This is a genomic window from Priestia sp. D3YE.R1 (assembly GCF_049199565.1).
GTDB lineage: Bacteria > Bacillota > Bacilli > Bacillales > Bacillaceae_H > Priestia > Priestia aryabhattai.
Window position 1 is genome coordinate 149325 of sequence record NZ_JBLTHW010000003.1, and the last position, 17045, is coordinate 166369.

Here is a 17045-nt window from a genome sequence, read left to right on the forward strand (position 1 = left end):
GCCACATGCTACAATTTTAATGAGAGGAGTACGATACGACATGAACATTAAATCAATTGAGCCAACGCCAAGTCCGAATACAATGAAAATTAATTTAGACGAAGTGTTATCAGGCGGAAAAAGCAATAACTATACGGAAAAAAATGCTGAAGCAGCCCCTGAAGTTGTTCAAGACATCTTGAAAGTAGAAGGGGTAAAAGGAGTCTACCACGTAGCGGACTTCTTAGCAGTAGAGCGAAATGCCAAATATGACTGGAAGCAAATTTTGCCGCAAGTTCGTGCAGCGTTTGGTGAAGATTTGCAAAGCAACAGTGAACAGCACAAAATGAATGAGCATTTTGGTGAGGTAAATGTGTCAGTTCAAATGTTCAAAAATGTACCGATGCAAGTCAAGCTAACGGACGGAAATGAAGAAAAGCGCTTTGGTCTGCCCGAACGATTCGCAAAAGCGGTAGCAGAACTTCAACGTTTTTCAGATAATGTGGTATTAGAACGGAAATGGAGAGAACAAGGCGTTCGTTACGGAGAGCTAGCGGCTATCGGAGACGAAGTTGTAGAAGAGTTAGCAGCGGCATATCCGCAAGAAAGATTAACTCGCCTTGTAGCCAATGCACAAGAAGAAAAAGAAGGCGGAAAAACGGTACAGCCGCGTAAAACCTATAAAGTTACAGAAGAGATGCTAGAAGACAAAGATTGGTCAGTACGCTATGCCCATTTAGAACAAATGGATCCAACAGAAGCTGACTTAGACGTTTTAAATAAAGCGCTTGATGATGAAAAAGCATCTATTCGCCGCTTAGCTACCGTCTATTTAGGAATGATTGAATCAAAAACGGTACTACCTTATTTATACAAAGCATTAAAAGATAAATCAGTCACTGTGCGCCGTACTGCTGGAGACTGCATGTCAGATTTAGGCTTTGAAGAAGGTATTCCGGCAATGTGTGAAGCTCTTGGTGATAAAAACAAGCTTGTGCGCTGGCGTGCAGCTATGTATTTATACGAAGTAGGGGACGAGACGGCTCTTCCTGCATTAAAAGCAGCAGAGAACGATAAAGAATTTGAGGTAGACTTACAAATCAAGCTAGCGATCGAACGTATCGAAGGCGGAGAAGAAGCAAAAGGTTCTATTTGGAAACAAATGACAGAAAGCAGAAAAGCATAAAAAAAGATCATTCACTTGAATGATCTTTTTTTTACGACTGTTTTGCAGCGGGAGTTGGAAACTGCATAGGTTGCATGGTGTTATCAATTTTAATAGGCTGATAGCCCGACTGCTTTAAGTAAGTTAAAATAGCAGGAAGGGATTGTGCCGTAAAGGGTTTATCATGAAATAAAATGACTGGTGTTCTTCCATTGGAGTTGACCCCTTGAATATGAGGTTCAAGGCCCTGAATAATTCTAGGTGCAGAACGAAGTGCCCAGTCTTCACTGTCTACATTCCAGTCCCATAATTTAAAGTGGCTTAGCAGCTCTGTACGGTGGGGCTCTTTTAAATAAGGAACGCTGCCGTAAGGAACGCGGATTAACTTACTGTCAACACCGGTTACTTTCTTAACTGTTGCTTGACACTCCTGCATTTCTTTTAACGCGGCGCCGTCTTCACTATACATGACATGAATATCATGAGAGACGCCGTGACAGCCGATGGCATGTCCTTCCTGTGCTACTTTTTTAGCAATTTCAGGGTGAGCGTCAATTTGATACTTTAACATAAAGAAAGTTGCTTTTACGTTATATTGACGCAAAGCATCTAAAATATGAAGGGTATCAGGTGTTGGACCATCGTCAAACGTAAGGTAAACAGGCTGTGTAAGAGCTTGATTTTGATCGTTTAACGTATTCGCTACATACATATTATGGTGAAGTGTATTAAGCAGCTTCTCAGGTTGTGCTGAAGATGCAGCTTCTTTCAGCGGCAATGCAGTAGATGCTAAGACTTGCTGAGATGCAGCAGGTTCACTTCCTTTGGCTTCTGTAATAAAAAACAAAGAAGCGACAATCACTAACACTAAAGACAAAAATGCATAAAATCTTTTGTTCGGCTTAAATCGCTGGTTCAATTTGAAAATCCTTTCTACTAAACTACTATTTACTACTATAGTACAAAAAATGGAATATTAATAGTAAAAATCGACATTTTTATGGAAAAAAATTAGATAATATGACTCGGTTTTAATCTTTTTTTATCAAATGGAAAAGGAGAACGGGACAACGATAAGGATTTGAAGAGTGAGTAGCTAGATTTTTCCTGGCTTTTATAGTATGCTTTTAGCGTGAATGATTGTTAGGAGGAATGTTAATATGTCAATGGCATATGAAGAATATATGCGTCAGTTAGTTAAACCAATGCGTCAAGAATTAACTCAAGCTGGTTATGAAGAATTAACAACAGAGGAAGCCGTAGTTGATTTTATGGAAAACGTAGAAGGAACAACTTTTGTTGTCGTTAACTCAGTTTGTGGATGCGCTGCTGGTTTAGCACGTCCTGCAGCAACGCAAGCGTACTTACAGTCTGAGCAAAAACCAGATCAAGTGGTAACTGTTTTTGCCGGTCAAGATAAGGAAGCAACAGCTAAAATGCGTGAATATTTTGGGGACATTGAGCCTTCATCACCGTCTATGGCGCTTTTAAAAGGAAAAGAAGTCGTTCATTTTATTCCTCGACATGAAATTGAAGGTCAGCCTTTAGAAGTTATTTTTGAAAACATTTTAAATGGCTTTAAGCAGCACTGTTCGTAAAGTGTCCTGCTTTTGTCACATCTAGTATATAGATTTTTAGAGAAAAATCACATATACTTTATAAGAAAAAGGATGTCTATGGGCATCCTTTTTCTTTATGTAAATAGCCAAACAGTGTAGGGGGAGTTATGAAAGTGATTGTTACGACTGCTGGTCGAACAAATGAACAGATGATTGTAAAAGCTAAACAAGTAGCCGCTGATTTAAGTATACCTTTTGTAGTAAGAGAGAAGAAATCTGTTGCAGACCTTCAAAATTTTGAAGCGGCAGACGTGCTGGTCGTGGGTAAGAATAGAGTAGAATTGCACGTCCAAAATGAAGAAGAACCTATTTTTTTTCATCCAAATTCCGCTATGTTTAGAGTGAAGAGATGGCTGCGCGGAGAACGTGATCCGTTTATTGAAGCCGCTAGTTTGGAAAACGGAATGAGCGTGCTTGACTGTACACTTGGTCTTGCATCGGATAGTATGATGGCGAGCGCAGCGGTAGGGAAAAGCGGAAAAGTTGTCGGACTAGAAGGCAACCGCTATGTAGCTTATTTAGTCAAACAAGGACTTTTAAATTGGGAAAGTGACGTACAAGAGTTGAATGATGCAATGAAGCGTATAAACGTGGTTCATCAAAATTTTGAATCGTTTTTGGCGTGTTGTGAAGATAATTCTTTTGATGTTGTATACTTTGACCCCATGTTTCAAGAGCAAATTGAGGAATCGAATGGAATTAACGGTATTAAAGCAATAGCACTGTATACCACGCTGACGTCCATGGCTATACAAGAAGCAAAAAGAGTAGCCAAACAAAAGGTCGTGCTAAAAGATCATTGGAAAAGCAGTCGTTTTGAAGAGCATGGATTTACCGTGCAAAAACGAAAAACATCAAAATTTCATTACGGGACAATTGATATACAAAAATAAACAAAAAAGTAAAATGAATCACACTCATTGAAAAGACTTCTAAAACCTTTTAGGAATTAAAAAGTTTTGGAAGTTTTTTTTGTGAATTTCATCTAAAGTTCATAAAAGTATGATATATTTTTGAACATAAAAATACTTTTGTGTTTAAGCATCCAGCAAAAAAGGAATATCTTGTATAGGTTTCCGCTCGGTGTGACAACCTCAAACAGAAGAAGGAAGGTGCTAACTAAAAAGTCGTCGAATGCCCGTAGACAGCATAAATGAATAAGCAAATATAGGTAAAAAATTAATAAGTATGTTACAATACCTAGTGAGTTATGATAATAAATTTTACGATATGAAAAGACCATATGGGAAAAGATGAGAAAGGAAAGATACGAATGCCTAGATGGATAAAAAGAATGCTAGTTGTATTTATTACAGTATTTACATTTGGGCTTGTCACTCCACCAGAATATTTATACGTTGATGATGCAAAAGCGGACAAGCAACATAAAGCAGGGTATGTAAGAGAAACAACTCCTGTCACAGCTGTTATAGAAGATATTCATTTGCCATATGAAGAACCAAAATATGAAGACGTTTCATCATTTGTTACGTATGCAATGGAATCAGCTGAAAAACAGTCAGTGGAAAAATTCGGAACAAAAATTGGGCCCGTCATTGAAGATGAATTTCGTCAAGCAGTGTTACCTAAAATTGAAGAAGTGCTGACCGACATTGGCACTGAACGTGAACAGTCAATTCAGAATCTCGAGATAAGCGAGCACCCTGCTGCTGGCTACGGTGAAAAGATTTTCCATGTATATGACCGGGAAACCGGTCAGGACTTAATACGGTTTCATGTACGGCGTGAAAATCCTCCAAAAGATGGATACTGGTTTAATTTTCACTATCATGCGGCTGCAGATAATTTTCAAAAGCATTATGATTTAGGAAAAATTTATTGGAACCGAAACATGCCGCCTAAGTGGTTCAGCTGATAATAGACACAACATTCTATAATTTCGAAATGTTAGCTTTTTTAAGCTAGCATTTTTTTTCGTCTAAAACCGTTATAGTCTAAATAAGCTCAAACATTAGCACAACGATAAAAAAATCGTTTATAATGAAGTCAGACTTCTTACCATAGAATAGTGAGAAGGAACGAATAGATGCTGGAGGTAACACAATGAAACAATTTATGGAAGAAAAACAATTTCGCGAACAAATTAAGAACGAAACACTAAGCGTTGGGATCTTTACGACAACGTGGTGTCCTGATTGCAAACGTTTGGATATGTTCATTGATGAAATCGTTGACGAAAATACAGATAAAGCATGGTTTAAAATTGACAAGGATGAGTTTGAAGAACTTTCTGCTGAAAACAATGTAATGGGCATTCCTTCTCTTCTTGTATATAAAAATGGTGAAAAAATTGCGCACCTGCACAGCGCAAATGCTAAAACGCCTGAAGCGGTCCGTGAATTTTTAGCAACTCTTTAATTCCCTAAGCTGCGAGAGCATTCTCGCAGCTTTTTTTGTGAGAATGGCTATTTCCATTTTTCGATGAGTGGGGTATACTAGGACAAGTGAATAATCGTAAAGCAATAAGGTCTCAATTTAAAGATTGAGTGAAAAGGGAAGTCTGGTGAAAAACCAGCACGGTCCCGCCACTGTAAGCGCTTTGTGCGTAAGTCAGGAGACCTGCCTTATTGTTAGCTGTGAAACCTTCGAGGAAGGGTGAAGCAGGGTAATGAACATACATATCAAGTATAGTGAACGGGTTCTTTTCCTGCCTACCTTGACGTTACCTGCTTTGCTTTCAATTGAAAGTAAAGTTTTTTTTATTTTGAAGCTGCCGGCGAGCAGTATACATAGTCAAAGCGGAAAAAACGGGATAGCGCTGCTTTTTGCATGATCATTTGCTTTTTCTTTAACGTGGAGGTTTCGTATTCACAATGAACAATATATAGGGGGAGTATTTAGATGAAAAAATGGCTTTCGTATTCCATTATTGCACTGTTAGTCATCGTACTTGCTGCATGCGGTGCAGGCAGCCAAGGCAACAGTGATAAAAAAACGAAGCAAGATACAGCACAAACGTCACAAGCTGCGTTTCCAGTGAAGGTAAAAGACGCGCGTGATAAAGAAATTACGTTGAAAAAACAGCCTAAGAAAATTGTTTCATTAATGCCAAGTAATACGGAGATTGTATATGCCCTTGGCCTTGAAAAAGAATTAGTCGGTGTCACAAGCAACGACGATTATCCTAAAAGCGTAAAGAAAAAAGCGCAGGTAGGAGATATGAACGTTAATGCAGAAAAAGTTATTGCTTTAAATCCTGATTTAGTGCTGGCACACGCTTCAAGTATGGGCGTTTCGGATGAAGTATTTAAACAAATTGAAAGTGCGGGTATTCCGGTATTTGTTGTAAAAGATTCAACAACGTTTGATACGGTTTATGATTCTATTACGCAAATCGGTAAATTAACGGGTAAAACAAAAGAAGCTAATCAAACAATTAAAGACATGAAAGAAAAAGTAGCTTCAATTGAGAAAAAAGCAAAAACGATTTCAAAAGAAGATCGTAAAAAAGTATGGATAGAAGTATCAGGAGCTCCTGAGATTTATACAACAGGAAAAGGTACGTTCATGAACGAAATGATTACTATGATCGGTGCTGACAACGTAGCGGCTAGTGAAAAGGGTTGGGTTAAGTTTTCTGAAGAGCAAGTTGTTAAGTTAAACCCTGATGTTATTATCGCAACGTATGATGCAGACAAAAATGAGATTATGAAGCGTCCCGCTTGGAGCAGCATGACTGCTGTAAAAGAGGGTAACATCGAGAAGGTTGATCAAAACAAAATCAACCGCTTAGGACCTCGTATTGTAGATGGCTTAGAGGACTTAGCGAAAGCAGTATACCCTGAGGTGTACAATAAATAAAAAGAGGGACCATATTCCAGTTCGAATTGAAAAGGGGATTGGTCCCTTTTCACATCTTAAAATTGAAGAACGGTCTGAGCTTTTAATCATGAAAACCGAGACTTCTTATAAAACATACAGCTCAGGGGTTTTAGGAACAGGCATTACGGAAACGGACACCTTTTACAATCGATTTGTTCACAAAGACTATTATTCAGATACTCCTTCTTTGGAGTATGAGCAATATTTGATGAAAGAAAATGTGCGTCATAATCAAATCGTAGGGTTGATGACAGCGGTCTGGTTAAAAGAAAGAGCGGTTTACTGTTATGAAGGATACGGAGTAAGAGTAGCTTCAGTGATAACGGCTGGAGTAGGAAACGCAGTGGATATTACAGCGGATGAAGCTGTTCCGTTCTATTCCACTCCTGGTACAATTAATATGTTTTTTTTCGTTGAAGGAACGCTTACGGATGCTGCGTTTTTACAGCTTTTTATTGCCGCTACAGAAGCTAAAACAAAAACGCTGTCACAGCTGGGTGTCATAGATCCCTATACAAAGACGGTTGCTACAGGAACATCTACGGACAGTATCTCAGTTGCAGCGTCTCAACAAGGACCATTATATGAATATGCAGGCTCTATGACCGCTTTAGGTCAAGCGGTAGCCAAGCTGGTAAAAATAAGCTTAGAGCAGGCACTTAAGGAAAAGAGGTGAAGAAATGAGTATTGCACAAGCAATGATTGCACACGTGACGGCCATGACCATTGCTTTACTAATTGACCGAATCATAGGCGACCCCGAAAATTGGCCTCATCCCGTTCGCTGGTTTGGCAAGTGGATTTATTGGATGGATTCCAGATTAAATAAAGATACAGGAAAACGTTTCAAAGGATTGCTTCTTGTGATCAGTATGGCTGTGCTTGCAGGAGTTGTTCCTTTCTTATTCCTCCATGCTTTGTACGGAGTTCATTTTATAGCAGGTGTTTTAGTAGAGGGCGTAATGATTGCGACTACTATATCCACTCGTTCTTTAAGCGAAGCTGCCTATAAGGTGCAAAAGCCGCTTCAGCTAGGAGATATGGAGAAAGCTAGATATGAAGTAAGCATGATTGTGGGACGAGATACAGATCGTTTGTCAGAAGGAGAAATTGCCAGAGCGACGGTAGAGACCGTGGCTGAAAATACAAGTGATGGTATCACAGCTCCGCTTTTTTATGCATTTATAGGAGGAGGAGCCCTAGCCTTTTTTTACCGAGCTATTAACACATGTGATTCAATGGTGGGGTACAAAAATGACCGCTACTTTCTGTTCGGTTACTTTAGTGCAAAAACCGATGACGTATTAAACTATATTCCAAGTCGGTTAACTGCAGTAGTGATGACGGCTGTTAATGTAGCAAAAAGCCAGTATTCTTTTTGGCATGTAACGAGTTTGATTAAGCGTGATGCTAAGAAGCATCCAAGTCCAAATAGCGGATACGGGGAAAGCGCAGTGGCTGCTCTTTTAGGTATTCAACTCGGCGGGCTTAATACATATAAAGGCATAGAATCTAATCGTGCAAAGATGGGCGAACCACTGATTCCCCTGCAAGCCGGTCATATTGAACAAGCTGTTTTCATTATGAAGAGGACGGTCTATGCTACGTGGTTATTATATCTTTTGTTAGGAGGAGTTATTAGTGCTATTACCTACACATGGAGCTAATCCCAATGTCTTTTTAAAAGCACTAGGGGCCGAGAATTTGTCGCATATAAAAGATTTTAGCGTGAACACAAATCCTTTAGGGGCTCCCCTTGTGCTTCACGAAAAGTGGAACGAATTCAAGGATGCAGCGTTTAGTTATCCTGATCCTCAAGTAACAGAGCTGAAAAATAAACTTGCAGCTCATCATCATGTTTCAGCTGCTCAAGTGCTGCCTACAAATGGCGCCGCTGAAGCGTTTTTTCTTATTGCTTCGTTATTTTCAGAAGAGAAAGTAGGGATTGTACAGCCGACTTTCGTTGAATATGAACAGGCAAGTAAAGCTTATGGATGTGAAGTGAGATACGTTCCTTTAGCTGAAGAAAATGGCTGGAGCTGGGATATAGAGTTGATTATGAGCATTCTTCCGGACATAAAAGTACTTTGGATTTGCCACCCAAATAATCCAACAGGCGTTATGTATAGTCATGAGGAATGGATGAAAGTAGTAAAAGCTGCTGTTCATCATGGTACATACTTAATGATTGATGAGGCATTCATTGATTTTGTCGAACATCAGCCTTCATTTGATTCTCTTATTCTGGATTATGAGCATATCATTGTTGTACGTTCTATGACAAAGATGTTTAATATTGCCGGGCTTCGTCTTGGCTATATCTTGGCAAATGAAAAAATCATTAGCAAGATGTCTAAAAAGCAGCCTCCTTGGAGTGTAAATGGATTGTCGCAGCAAGTAGGGATGATATGTGTGGATGAAAAAGATTTTGTAAAAAAAACCGTACATTATATTAAACAAGAACGAAAACGAATCTTGAGTCAACTAAAGGAATGGGGGCTTTTGCTTTCTCCTTCTCAAACAAACTATTATCTTTGCAGCGTTCCGTCTCCTATTAATACGCGCGATTGGCTTGTCTATTTAGCAAGCCGTGGCGTGGTAGCTCGGCATACTGAAAACTTCCCATTTTTAAATGGGCGCTATATCCGTTTGGCTGTGAAAACGAAAGAAGAAAATGACTATCTGCTTAAAGTAATCAAACAAGGACTCGATGAAATATGATCATCTTTATTAGCGGAGGCGTTCGAAGCGGAAAATCACGTGCAGCGGAGAACATGGTTCAAACTTTTTGTACAAAGCGCGCTGTTTATATTGCCACAAGCCAGCAAACAGATAGTGAAATGCAAAAACGCATCCAGCTTCATCAAAAAGAACGCCAAGCAGCGAACACGCCTTGGGTAACGATCGAACAGTCAGTAGATTTACAACAAATTTTTCCAAATCTTCAAAGTGATGATGCTATACTTTTGGATTGTGTCACGAACTGGCTTGCCAATGAGCTTTTTTTAACAGAAAAAAGGTGGCAAACAAAAGAAGGCAAACAAGAGGTTTTTCTTCATATGAGAGAAGCGCTCGATAAGCTGTTTGCGCAGTCTCAGACGGTTGTGCTAGTCTCTAATGAACTGTTTGAAGCGGGCGTGTTACAGGAGCCTACATATAGCTATATGAAGATGTTAGGAAAATTACATCAGTATATTGTAGAAAAAGCAGATGTGGCTATTTGTGTAGAAGCAGGAATTTATCGTTTTAAAAAAGGAAAGGAATGTGTAGATATATGAAAGAATGGATAGCCATACTGCGAATTTCTCTCCAGTTTTTTACGATCTTACCACTGGCTAAAACCGTTCAATGGACTGAAAAAAGAACGGCACGCTCACTTTTTGTGCTGCCGTGGATTGGTATGTTACTAGGCTTGATGTTCTATAGCTTTTTACAGCTGCTTCAATCTTCACCTATCACTACGATTGTTGATAGTATTTTAGTTTTGCTTTTACCGCTTGTCTTAACGGGTGGCCTTCATTTAGACGGCTGGATGGACGTAAGCGATGCGTATTTTTCTCATCAGTCAAAGGAAAAAAAACTGCAGATTTTAAGTGACCCGCACGTTGGGTCTTTTGCTATTCTTTCTCTTATGGTTCTGCTGCTGCTGCGTTTTAGTGCGATCTATGAATTAGCGTCTCTTTCTTCTTTATCAATTTGGGCATGCTTAATTGTCTTTACACTTCCAAGAATCGGAGCAGCCTTTTTATTGATGAGAGATAAGCCTGCTAAAGATACGGGTCTTGCTGCTTATTTTCAAAAAGGAGTCACCAAACGGTCTATTTATGGATTTATCATCATGAGCCTATTCTTAGTTGCTATTTTCGCTGTTTTTATAGACAATAAATTCATTATCCTTTTCTTTGCCGGTTTTTTATGGCTCTGGATACGATTTTATCGTTCGCAGTTTGGTGGCGTAACGGGAGATGTTATAGGGGCAACCATTGAAGGAGGAGAAACGTTTCTATGGATAATTCTTTGGTTATCACATGTATTCGTCACGGCATGACGCTTGAAAATCAACAGAAAAAATATATAGGGTGGAGTGATCCGCCTTTAAGTATAGACGGAAAAAATGAATTAAAAGAGCTTTTTCTAGAACCTCAGCTCGTTATTTCCAGTGATTTAAAAAGGGCGCTAGAAACAAGTTCAATTGTTTTTCCTAAATCTCAGGTGGTTAAAAGTGAGAATTGGCGTGAGCTGCATTTTGGAGATTGGGAAGAGAAGACGTATGAAGATTTAAAAAACATACGGGCGTATAGAAATTGGATTGATCATTGGACAGAACATACGCCTCCGAATGGTGAAAGCTTCTCAGGCTTTTCAAACCGAGTTTGGGAAGCGTGGGAAGAAGCGGTCGATTTGGCGGCCAGTCAGCAATTGCATCACATTGCTATTGTTTCACACGGCGGACCACTGCGTTTACTTGCATCCCATTTTAAGCAAACAGCGTCGCTTTGGGATGTTTCTTTTTCTTATGGAGAAGGCTTTTCAGTAACATCTACATACAAACGGGCAAGGGAGAGAAGAGCATGCATTTCGTATTCGGCGGTGCATTTACCGGCAAAAGAAAATGGGTGAAGCAGCATTATGCGGGTGAGTCGGTAAAATGGCATTGTTTGTATGAAGACCCTGTTTTACCAGCGTTTGAATTCGAAGAAAGTTACATTGTGCTAGAAGGATTTGAGGACTATGTTAAGGAATTAGTACATAGCGAGCTGGAGGCTCCGCACCTTGTTGTTAAAAAGTTAATACAGAAGTGGAGAGACAGCGGTGTATGGGAACAGTTAATAGTGATTGGAACTGAAGTCGGCAAAGGGATTGTTCCTTTAGATCCAACAGAGCGGCAGTGGAGAGATGAATGCGGGTATGCGTATCAGCATTTAGCGACACATGCCCGGAAAGTAGATCACATTTGGTACGGAATTGCTAATCGATTGAAGGAGGACATACAATGAACATTTACACAAAAACAGGTGACAAAGGGCAGACAAGCTTAATTGGAGGACGAGTAAATAAAGATGATATTCGAGTGGAAGCATACGGTACGATTGATGAGCTAAATGGCTTTGTAGGTCAAGCGATTTATCAGCTGGATGAAACCACATTAAAAGATGTAAAAGAAGAGCTAATTACGATTCAACATGAGCTTTTTGACTGTGGAAGTGATTTAGCATTTGCAAAAGATGATCATCCGTACAAAGTAACAAACGATATGATATCAGTACTTGAAAAGCGCATTGATGTCTATATGTCAGAAGCGCCGGCCATTGAGCGTTTTATTTTACCAGGGGGCACACCTGCAGCGACAACGCTTCATATTTGCCGGACGATTACACGCCGCGCAGAACGGCTTGTTGTTGGCGTGCAGCGTGAGCATAAAATTAATGCGGCGGTGCTTCAGTATTTAAATCGTTTATCCGATTACTTCTTTGCTGCGGCTCGAATCGCTAACGCGCGAGAAAACGTACAAGATGTAGAGTATATTCGCAGTGCCAAAGTATTTAAACAGCCTAAAAAATAAGGTATAAAAAACGGTCGAGCTAAAAGCGATCGTTTTTTTATGAACTATTTCGATAGGCAAAATAAAGCTATAAAAAAGAGGTAAATGCATCTATAATGATAAGAGACAGAGAGATGAAGAAAAGAGGTTGAGAAATGAATCAAGATTCTAAACGAGCAGGTATTGTTTATACGGCCAGCGCTTACGTTATGTGGGGGCTTTTTCCGCTTTACTGGAAGCTTCTTGGCGAGGTGAATGCGAATGAAATACTCGCTCACCGTGTTATATGGTCATTTGTTTTTATGCTTTTACTTTTGCTTGTGACAAAGCAAATGAGTTCTTTAAAGAAGACCCTTGGTTTATTATTTCGTAATACGAAACAAGCGGTCATTTTATTTGTGGCTTCAGTGCTGATCAGCATCAACTGGTTCGTTTACATTTGGGCGGTTAACCATAATCATATTATTGAAACAAGTTTAGGTTACTACATCAATCCGCTCGTTAGTATTTTGCTTGGTATAGTCGTTTTAAAAGAGAAGCTTAATTTTTGGCAGAGTGCTTCTGTTGGATTGGCTGCTATAGGTGTTATCGTTATGACAGTTACATACGGGCATATCCCATGGGTATCATTAAGCTTAGCGTTTAGCTTTGGTTTGTACGGTCTTGTAAAAAAGACTATTCAATTAGAAGCAAAAGTAGGATTAACGATTGAAACGATGATGGTTGCACCTATTGCAGTTATTTATTTTATTTTTCTTTTAGTGAAAGGATCTTCAAGTTTTTCCCTTCAGTCGCTTAATCTGAGTGCTCTTTTAATTGGAGGCGGTGTTGCTACAGCTATGCCACTATTGTATTTCGCTAAAGGGGCCCCGCTTATTCCGCTATCGATGGTCGGTTTTTTACAGTACATTGCTCCTACCATGACGCTTTTATTAGGGGTATTCGTGTATCATGAACCGTTTTCTAGCGTGGAGATGATTGCCTTTTTGTTCATTTGGGGCGGATCTGTTATGTTCATTTTATCTAAAACTAAGTTCATGAGTTCTCATCAGCCGAAATTCTTTAAAGGGCGCTCAGCTTAACGGACAAAAAAGCGGATATCTTTAGATATGCGCTTTTTTGTCTACCGTAAAGAAATAAAAACGGAGACGGGAAAGTCACCGTATGTATACTTTATAGCTTCCGCTTGAAATGAGCGTTCAACTGACCTTGAAGCATTTGGTTTTTTACTTCTTTCATTTTTCTCGCTTCATCTTTTTTAGCCAGTTCTGTGCGTATTTCACTCGTTTGAACTCCTTCTTCTATGCGATCGGCAATATCCATTAATCGTTCGACGTCTGAAAACGAATATTTCCGGATACCCGTATTGGTTCGGTCCGGAAAGAGCAGGCTTCTTTTCTCGTAGTAGCGAATTTGCCTTTCTGATAAACCGGTTAATTCTTTTACAATCCCAATAGACATGACTTTTTTATCTCGATATGACGCTTCATTCGTAGACAATCTCTCTCACCCCTGAGTACGTAGTAGTATGTTATTATTATAAAGGAAAAAAATACAAAAAATTATAACATGTAATACATTCTAACATATATATGTTATATTTTTGAATTACTATGTGAGAAAAGGTGACATAAATAATGAAATAGGGAAAAGAGTCCTATAAACTAATGATTAACTCGATCCCAAGTGGTTGACCATACAGGATAAAGCCTTGTGGTTAATCACTTGCTTTCAAAATGATGAATAGAAAATAAATGTGAGAATATACATAAATTCTAAAAGGGAAGGGCGTTTTACATGGCTGTGCAACAATTGAAAAAAGAAGAGATTATTGAGCTGGCAAAAGAAATTATTGAACTTGATTTGAAAAGAGATGAAAAATTTGAAGAATTGACAGAGTTAGCCGGAAATCGTGCATATGAAATTTTGCGCAGAGTACAAAATGCCTGTTTATAAGTAATAAAAAAATCCCGCCTAGAGCGGGATTTTTAATGAGATTGCTGTTCAAGATTAAATAATTCTTGTTTCATCTTAGCGTGGTCGAGGTTTTCCCCTATAAAGACAAGAGTGGTGGGCAGCTTCATCATTTCTTTCATATATAGAGGCATGCCGTATGAATATTGAAACGAATACGTATCATTCGAATGAGTAAAGCGCATATAGCCTTTAATGCGATAAATGGTATCTGGCATTTGACGCAGCCAATTTTCAAATAATTCAAGATCCACTTTTTTTGTAAACTCATATACAAATGTTTTTAAATGAAGGTGATCTTCAACATGAGCCTTATGATGCGGCTGTTTTTGAGACAGATGAGCTTTTTGAATCACGTCAAGCTTCACGCGGGAAAATGTCGTCAATAATGTTATTGCACGAGCGTTAATGGATTGAACTTCAAAAAGCAGGGAAGACTTTTCCGACTCAGACAGCATGTCCGTTTTGTTTAATAAAATTACATCCCCATGTTTTACTTGTTCTTGAAGAAGTTTTTGAAGTTGAATGCTTAAGGACCCACGTTCTTTCCACCTTGTTGCATCAAGTGTGGTGATAATACTTTTAATCGTGACTTGATGCGCAAAAAGAGGAGACATACAGGCATCTAATACTTCAATGGGATGTGCAACTCCGGTTGTTTCTATATAGATAGCATCCAATGTGTTCTCCTGTAGAAGTGAATGAAGCTGCGTTTCAAATTGACCTTGAATAGTACAGCACACGCAGCCGTTTAGCAATTCTTTTAAAGGCGTGTCTTTTTCTACTTCATTTGAGTCAATCGAAACTTGGCCAAGCTCATTCATCACAACAGCAATGTTGCGATTGCGATCTTTTTCTTGCTGAAGCAGCTGTTTAAGTAACGTTGTTTTTCCGCTGCCTAAAAATCCAGATAAAATGTAGATTTCTGTTTTCATTTCAGTCTCTCCTATGTAAATAACATTGTCTAAATCGAAATTTTTCCGATTATGGATTGGTAAATAGTATATCCAAGAGGGGATAAAAGTCTAAACGTAAATTTTTATGCTTTTTTGTATTCATTATAACAACTTTAAAAGCGCTATGGCTATCTTTTGTAGAAAACTCAAAATACAATGAAATAAGAATATTATAAAATTTCAAACTAGCTGTGCTACAATAAAAGAAAAAGAAAAGGGGAGCAAAGGTTATGCGAATATTAGTTTTAGGCGCAGGCGGCGTTGGCGGTTACTTTGGAGGCAGACTTGTGGAAAAAGGGGAAGATGTGACTTTCCTTGTCAGAGAACGCAGAAAAAAAGAGCTGGAACAAAACGGACTTGTGATTAAAAGCGCACACGGTGACTTCACTTCACCTGTACAAGCTATTACAAAATCTGAGGTAAAAGGACCTTATGATGTTATTTTGTTCACGACGAAGGCTTATCATCTTAAACAAGCAATTGAGGATGTCCGTCCTTTTGTAGGGAATCAGACAGTTGTAATACCTTTGTTAAATGGTATGGCTCACGTCGCTCCATTGCAGGAAGCTTTTGGGGAAGAGAAAGTCATTGGAGGGCTGTGCTTTATTGAAACGACTTTAAACCAAGATGGAGATGTCGTCCAGACGAGTCCTGTGCACAGACTTGTATTTGGTGAATTTAAACAGAAGGAAACAGAACGATTACAACTGATTGAGCAAGCGTTCAGTGGTACAAAAGCTTCGTTTGTAAAAAGTTCATATATTGAACAGGATATGTGGCATAAGTATTTATTTATTACGGTTATGTCAGGTATGACCACTCTTATGCGCGCACCTGTTGGTCCAGTGCTAGCGGCAAAAGGCGGGCGTGAATTTGTACAAGAGCTTTTTAAAGAAGTTGAAAATATTATGATGGCCTACGATGCACCATTAGCAGAAGGAATCATTGAACAGCATATGAATACGATGGATAAAATGACGTATGACATGAAGTCATCGATGCAGCGTGACATGGAAAAAAGTTCTCAAATTGAAGGAGACCACCTTCAAGGATATTTGCTGACATTAGCTGAAAAATCGTCTATACACGTACCGCTTCTTCAAACTGTGTATACGCATCTAAAAGTATATGAAGAAATGTTAAAAGGTTATCAGAAATAATGACAGCAAAAATCGATTTAGCAGTCATGCAGGTACTGCAGAAGCTGCTAAGTACAGCAGAAATGGGACAATTGCCTTCAGCTCCCGGCATTTATTTTTTCTTTGATAAACCCGGCAGGCTTTTGTATATCGGAACCACGACGGGCTCTCTATCAGAAAGAGTAAGAGCTCACGTTGCAGGAAAAGGTGTTAGCAACACAAAAAAATTCCACAAAGAAATTCATGCTGTTGGATATATTGAAGTTCATGGATTAAAAAAAGAATTAGATATGCTGAGAACGATGCTTGTAAATGGTTATTTCCCAAAATACAATAAACAAGATGTGAAAAGAAAAAATGAATACGACATTTACACCGTTCACGGCAGAGTCCTTAGGGATACAGGAGTTGATAAGAAAAAAGTCTCCAAGCGGAAAACGGTGCTAAAGCCAACGTTAAAAGAGATAGAGATCTGCCAAGAAAACAGCGATATTACATATGCACGAGTCGCAAATATGAATGCTGAAGATCGAGTGAAAAAATTGTGGTCTTGTCAAGAAGCAGGAGCGCAGCTGCATCTTCCGGAGTTGAAAGTGTTAGCAATAAGTGACCGGCTTTTAAAAGAGCAGTATACATTTCAGCGAGATATGAAAAAGAATATGATGTTTACGATGCGAGATTTAGTTGTTATTCAAGTGTTGTTAAATTTAAATCCAACTCATGATTTAAAAAAGCGAGAAATAAAGGAAGCCATCAGCTTAGTGCGTAAATTTGGCATAGAAGAAGCTCTTCGCATTTCTGAAAAATTGCTCAAAGCGTAATAAAATC

22 protein-coding genes and 1 riboswitch are annotated in these 17045 nt (G+C 38.9%); of the genes, 19 read left to right on the plus strand and 3 right to left on the minus strand.

Annotated features, from left to right (window positions below; genetic code table 11):
• The first annotated feature begins 40 nt into the window (after window positions 1–40).
• Complete coding sequence (locus ACOZIR_RS19045; RefSeq protein WP_421535752.1) at window positions 41–1165, plus strand: conserved virulence factor C family protein; 1125 nt, start codon at window positions 41–43, stop codon at window positions 1163–1165.
• A 31-nt stretch (window positions 1166–1196) separates the two neighbouring features.
• Here ACOZIR_RS19045 and ACOZIR_RS19050 read toward each other — a convergent pair whose 3' ends face one another.
• A complete protein-coding gene (locus ACOZIR_RS19050; RefSeq protein WP_310878673.1) occupies window positions 1197–2063 on the minus strand; it encodes a polysaccharide deacetylase family protein in 867 nt (288 codons plus the stop codon).
• Window positions 2064–2304: 241 nt separating this feature from the next.
• On the opposite strand from ACOZIR_RS19050, the gene ACOZIR_RS19055 reads away from it, so the two are divergent.
• From ACOZIR_RS19055 to rarD, 15 genes are all read left to right on the plus strand, one after another.
• Window positions 2305–2742, plus strand: coding sequence for a BrxA/BrxB family bacilliredoxin (locus tag ACOZIR_RS19055; protein ID WP_013056693.1), 438 nt, complete (start codon window positions 2305–2307; stop codon window positions 2740–2742).
• 134 nt (window positions 2743–2876) lie between these two features.
• A complete protein-coding gene (locus tag ACOZIR_RS19060) occupies window positions 2877–3656 on the plus strand; it encodes a class I SAM-dependent methyltransferase (RefSeq protein WP_045294615.1) in 780 nt (259 codons plus the stop codon).
• A gap of 380 nt (window positions 3657–4036) precedes the next feature.
• Complete coding sequence (locus ACOZIR_RS19065; RefSeq protein ID WP_025752035.1) at window positions 4037–4639, plus strand: YpjP family protein; 603 nt, start codon at window positions 4037–4039, stop codon at window positions 4637–4639.
• Between the two features lie 188 nt (window positions 4640–4827).
• Window positions 4828–5142 (plus strand): thioredoxin family protein, encoded by a 315-nt coding sequence (locus ACOZIR_RS19070; RefSeq protein ID WP_045294573.1) that lies wholly within the window; start codon window positions 4828–4830, stop codon window positions 5140–5142.
• A 90-nt stretch (window positions 5143–5232) separates the two neighbouring features.
• Window positions 5233–5365, plus strand: a riboswitch (cobalamin riboswitch).
• A 27-nt stretch (window positions 5366–5392) separates the two neighbouring features.
• Window positions 5393–5557 carry a hypothetical protein gene (locus ACOZIR_RS19075; protein WP_310878674.1) on the plus strand — a complete coding sequence of 55 codons (165 nt, stop codon included), beginning with the start codon at window positions 5393–5395 and terminating at the stop codon, window positions 5555–5557.
• A 68-nt stretch (window positions 5558–5625) separates the two neighbouring features.
• Window positions 5626–6585: an ABC transporter substrate-binding protein gene (locus tag ACOZIR_RS19080; protein WP_045294571.1), complete on the plus strand. Its 960-nt coding sequence runs from the start codon at window positions 5626–5628 to the stop codon at window positions 6583–6585.
• An 88-nt stretch (window positions 6586–6673) separates the two neighbouring features.
• Window positions 6674–7282, plus strand: a complete 609-nt coding sequence (locus ACOZIR_RS19085; RefSeq protein ID WP_421535753.1) for an adenosylcobinamide amidohydrolase — start codon at window positions 6674–6676, stop codon at window positions 7280–7282.
• Window positions 7283–7286: 4 nt separating this feature from the next.
• Complete coding sequence (cbiB, locus tag ACOZIR_RS19090) at window positions 7287–8273, plus strand: adenosylcobinamide-phosphate synthase CbiB (protein ID WP_045294567.1); 987 nt, start codon at window positions 7287–7289, stop codon at window positions 8271–8273.
• Complete coding sequence (gene cobD / locus ACOZIR_RS19095) at window positions 8248–9327, plus strand: threonine-phosphate decarboxylase CobD (protein WP_421535754.1); 1080 nt, start codon at window positions 8248–8250, stop codon at window positions 9325–9327. The genes cbiB and cobD overlap by 26 nt, the downstream gene beginning before the upstream one ends.
• A complete protein-coding gene (locus tag ACOZIR_RS19100) occupies window positions 9324–9884 on the plus strand; it encodes a bifunctional adenosylcobinamide kinase/adenosylcobinamide-phosphate guanylyltransferase (RefSeq protein ID WP_310878676.1) in 561 nt (186 codons plus the stop codon). The genes cobD and ACOZIR_RS19100 overlap by 4 nt, the downstream gene beginning before the upstream one ends.
• A complete protein-coding gene (cobS, locus tag ACOZIR_RS19105) occupies window positions 9881–10654 on the plus strand; it encodes an adenosylcobinamide-GDP ribazoletransferase (protein ID WP_045294563.1) in 774 nt (257 codons plus the stop codon). Before ACOZIR_RS19100 ends, cobS begins: the two co-directional genes overlap by 4 nt.
• Complete coding sequence (locus ACOZIR_RS19110; RefSeq protein ID WP_045294561.1) at window positions 10612–11226, plus strand: histidine phosphatase family protein; 615 nt, start codon at window positions 10612–10614, stop codon at window positions 11224–11226. The genes cobS and ACOZIR_RS19110 overlap by 43 nt, the downstream gene beginning before the upstream one ends.
• Window positions 11178–11603, plus strand: coding sequence for a bifunctional adenosylcobinamide kinase/adenosylcobinamide-phosphate guanylyltransferase (locus ACOZIR_RS19115; protein WP_045294559.1), 426 nt, complete (start codon window positions 11178–11180; stop codon window positions 11601–11603). The genes ACOZIR_RS19110 and ACOZIR_RS19115 overlap by 49 nt, the downstream gene beginning before the upstream one ends.
• A complete protein-coding gene (locus tag ACOZIR_RS19120; RefSeq protein ID WP_025752044.1) occupies window positions 11600–12169 on the plus strand; it encodes a cob(I)yrinic acid a,c-diamide adenosyltransferase in 570 nt (189 codons plus the stop codon). The genes ACOZIR_RS19115 and ACOZIR_RS19120 overlap by 4 nt, the downstream gene beginning before the upstream one ends.
• Before the next feature lie 134 nt (window positions 12170–12303).
• Window positions 12304–13230 carry an EamA family transporter RarD gene (gene rarD, locus ACOZIR_RS19125; protein ID WP_310878677.1) on the plus strand — a complete coding sequence of 309 codons (927 nt, stop codon included), beginning with the start codon at window positions 12304–12306 and terminating at the stop codon, window positions 13228–13230.
• 91 nt (window positions 13231–13321) lie between these two features.
• Here the strand turns inward: rarD and ACOZIR_RS19130 are convergent, their stop codons facing one another.
• The gene (locus ACOZIR_RS19130; RefSeq protein WP_013082852.1) at window positions 13322–13648 is read right to left on the minus strand and encodes a MerR family transcriptional regulator; all 327 of its coding nucleotides are present in this window, start codon (window positions 13646–13648) and stop codon (window positions 13322–13324) included.
• A gap of 297 nt (window positions 13649–13945) precedes the next feature.
• Here ACOZIR_RS19130 and ACOZIR_RS19135 point away from each other — a divergent pair, with 297 nt between their 5' ends.
• Window positions 13946–14104, plus strand: coding sequence for a hypothetical protein (locus tag ACOZIR_RS19135; RefSeq protein WP_013056708.1), 159 nt, complete (start codon window positions 13946–13948; stop codon window positions 14102–14104).
• A gap of 32 nt (window positions 14105–14136) precedes the next feature.
• Here the strand turns inward: ACOZIR_RS19135 and ACOZIR_RS19140 are convergent, their stop codons facing one another.
• Window positions 14137–15057 carry a CobW family GTP-binding protein gene (locus ACOZIR_RS19140; protein ID WP_310878678.1) on the minus strand — a complete coding sequence of 307 codons (921 nt, stop codon included), beginning with the start codon at window positions 15055–15057 and terminating at the stop codon, window positions 14137–14139.
• A gap of 251 nt (window positions 15058–15308) precedes the next feature.
• On the opposite strand from ACOZIR_RS19140, the gene panE reads away from it, so the two are divergent.
• Window positions 15309–16238 carry a 2-dehydropantoate 2-reductase gene (gene panE / locus ACOZIR_RS19145; protein ID WP_045294555.1) on the plus strand — a complete coding sequence of 310 codons (930 nt, stop codon included), beginning with the start codon at window positions 15309–15311 and terminating at the stop codon, window positions 16236–16238.
• The gene (locus ACOZIR_RS19150) at window positions 16238–17038 is read left to right on the plus strand and encodes a GIY-YIG nuclease family protein (protein ID WP_045294553.1); all 801 of its coding nucleotides are present in this window, start codon (window positions 16238–16240) and stop codon (window positions 17036–17038) included. Before panE ends, ACOZIR_RS19150 begins: the two co-directional genes overlap by 1 nt.
• Window positions 17039–17045: the final 7 nt, after the last annotated feature.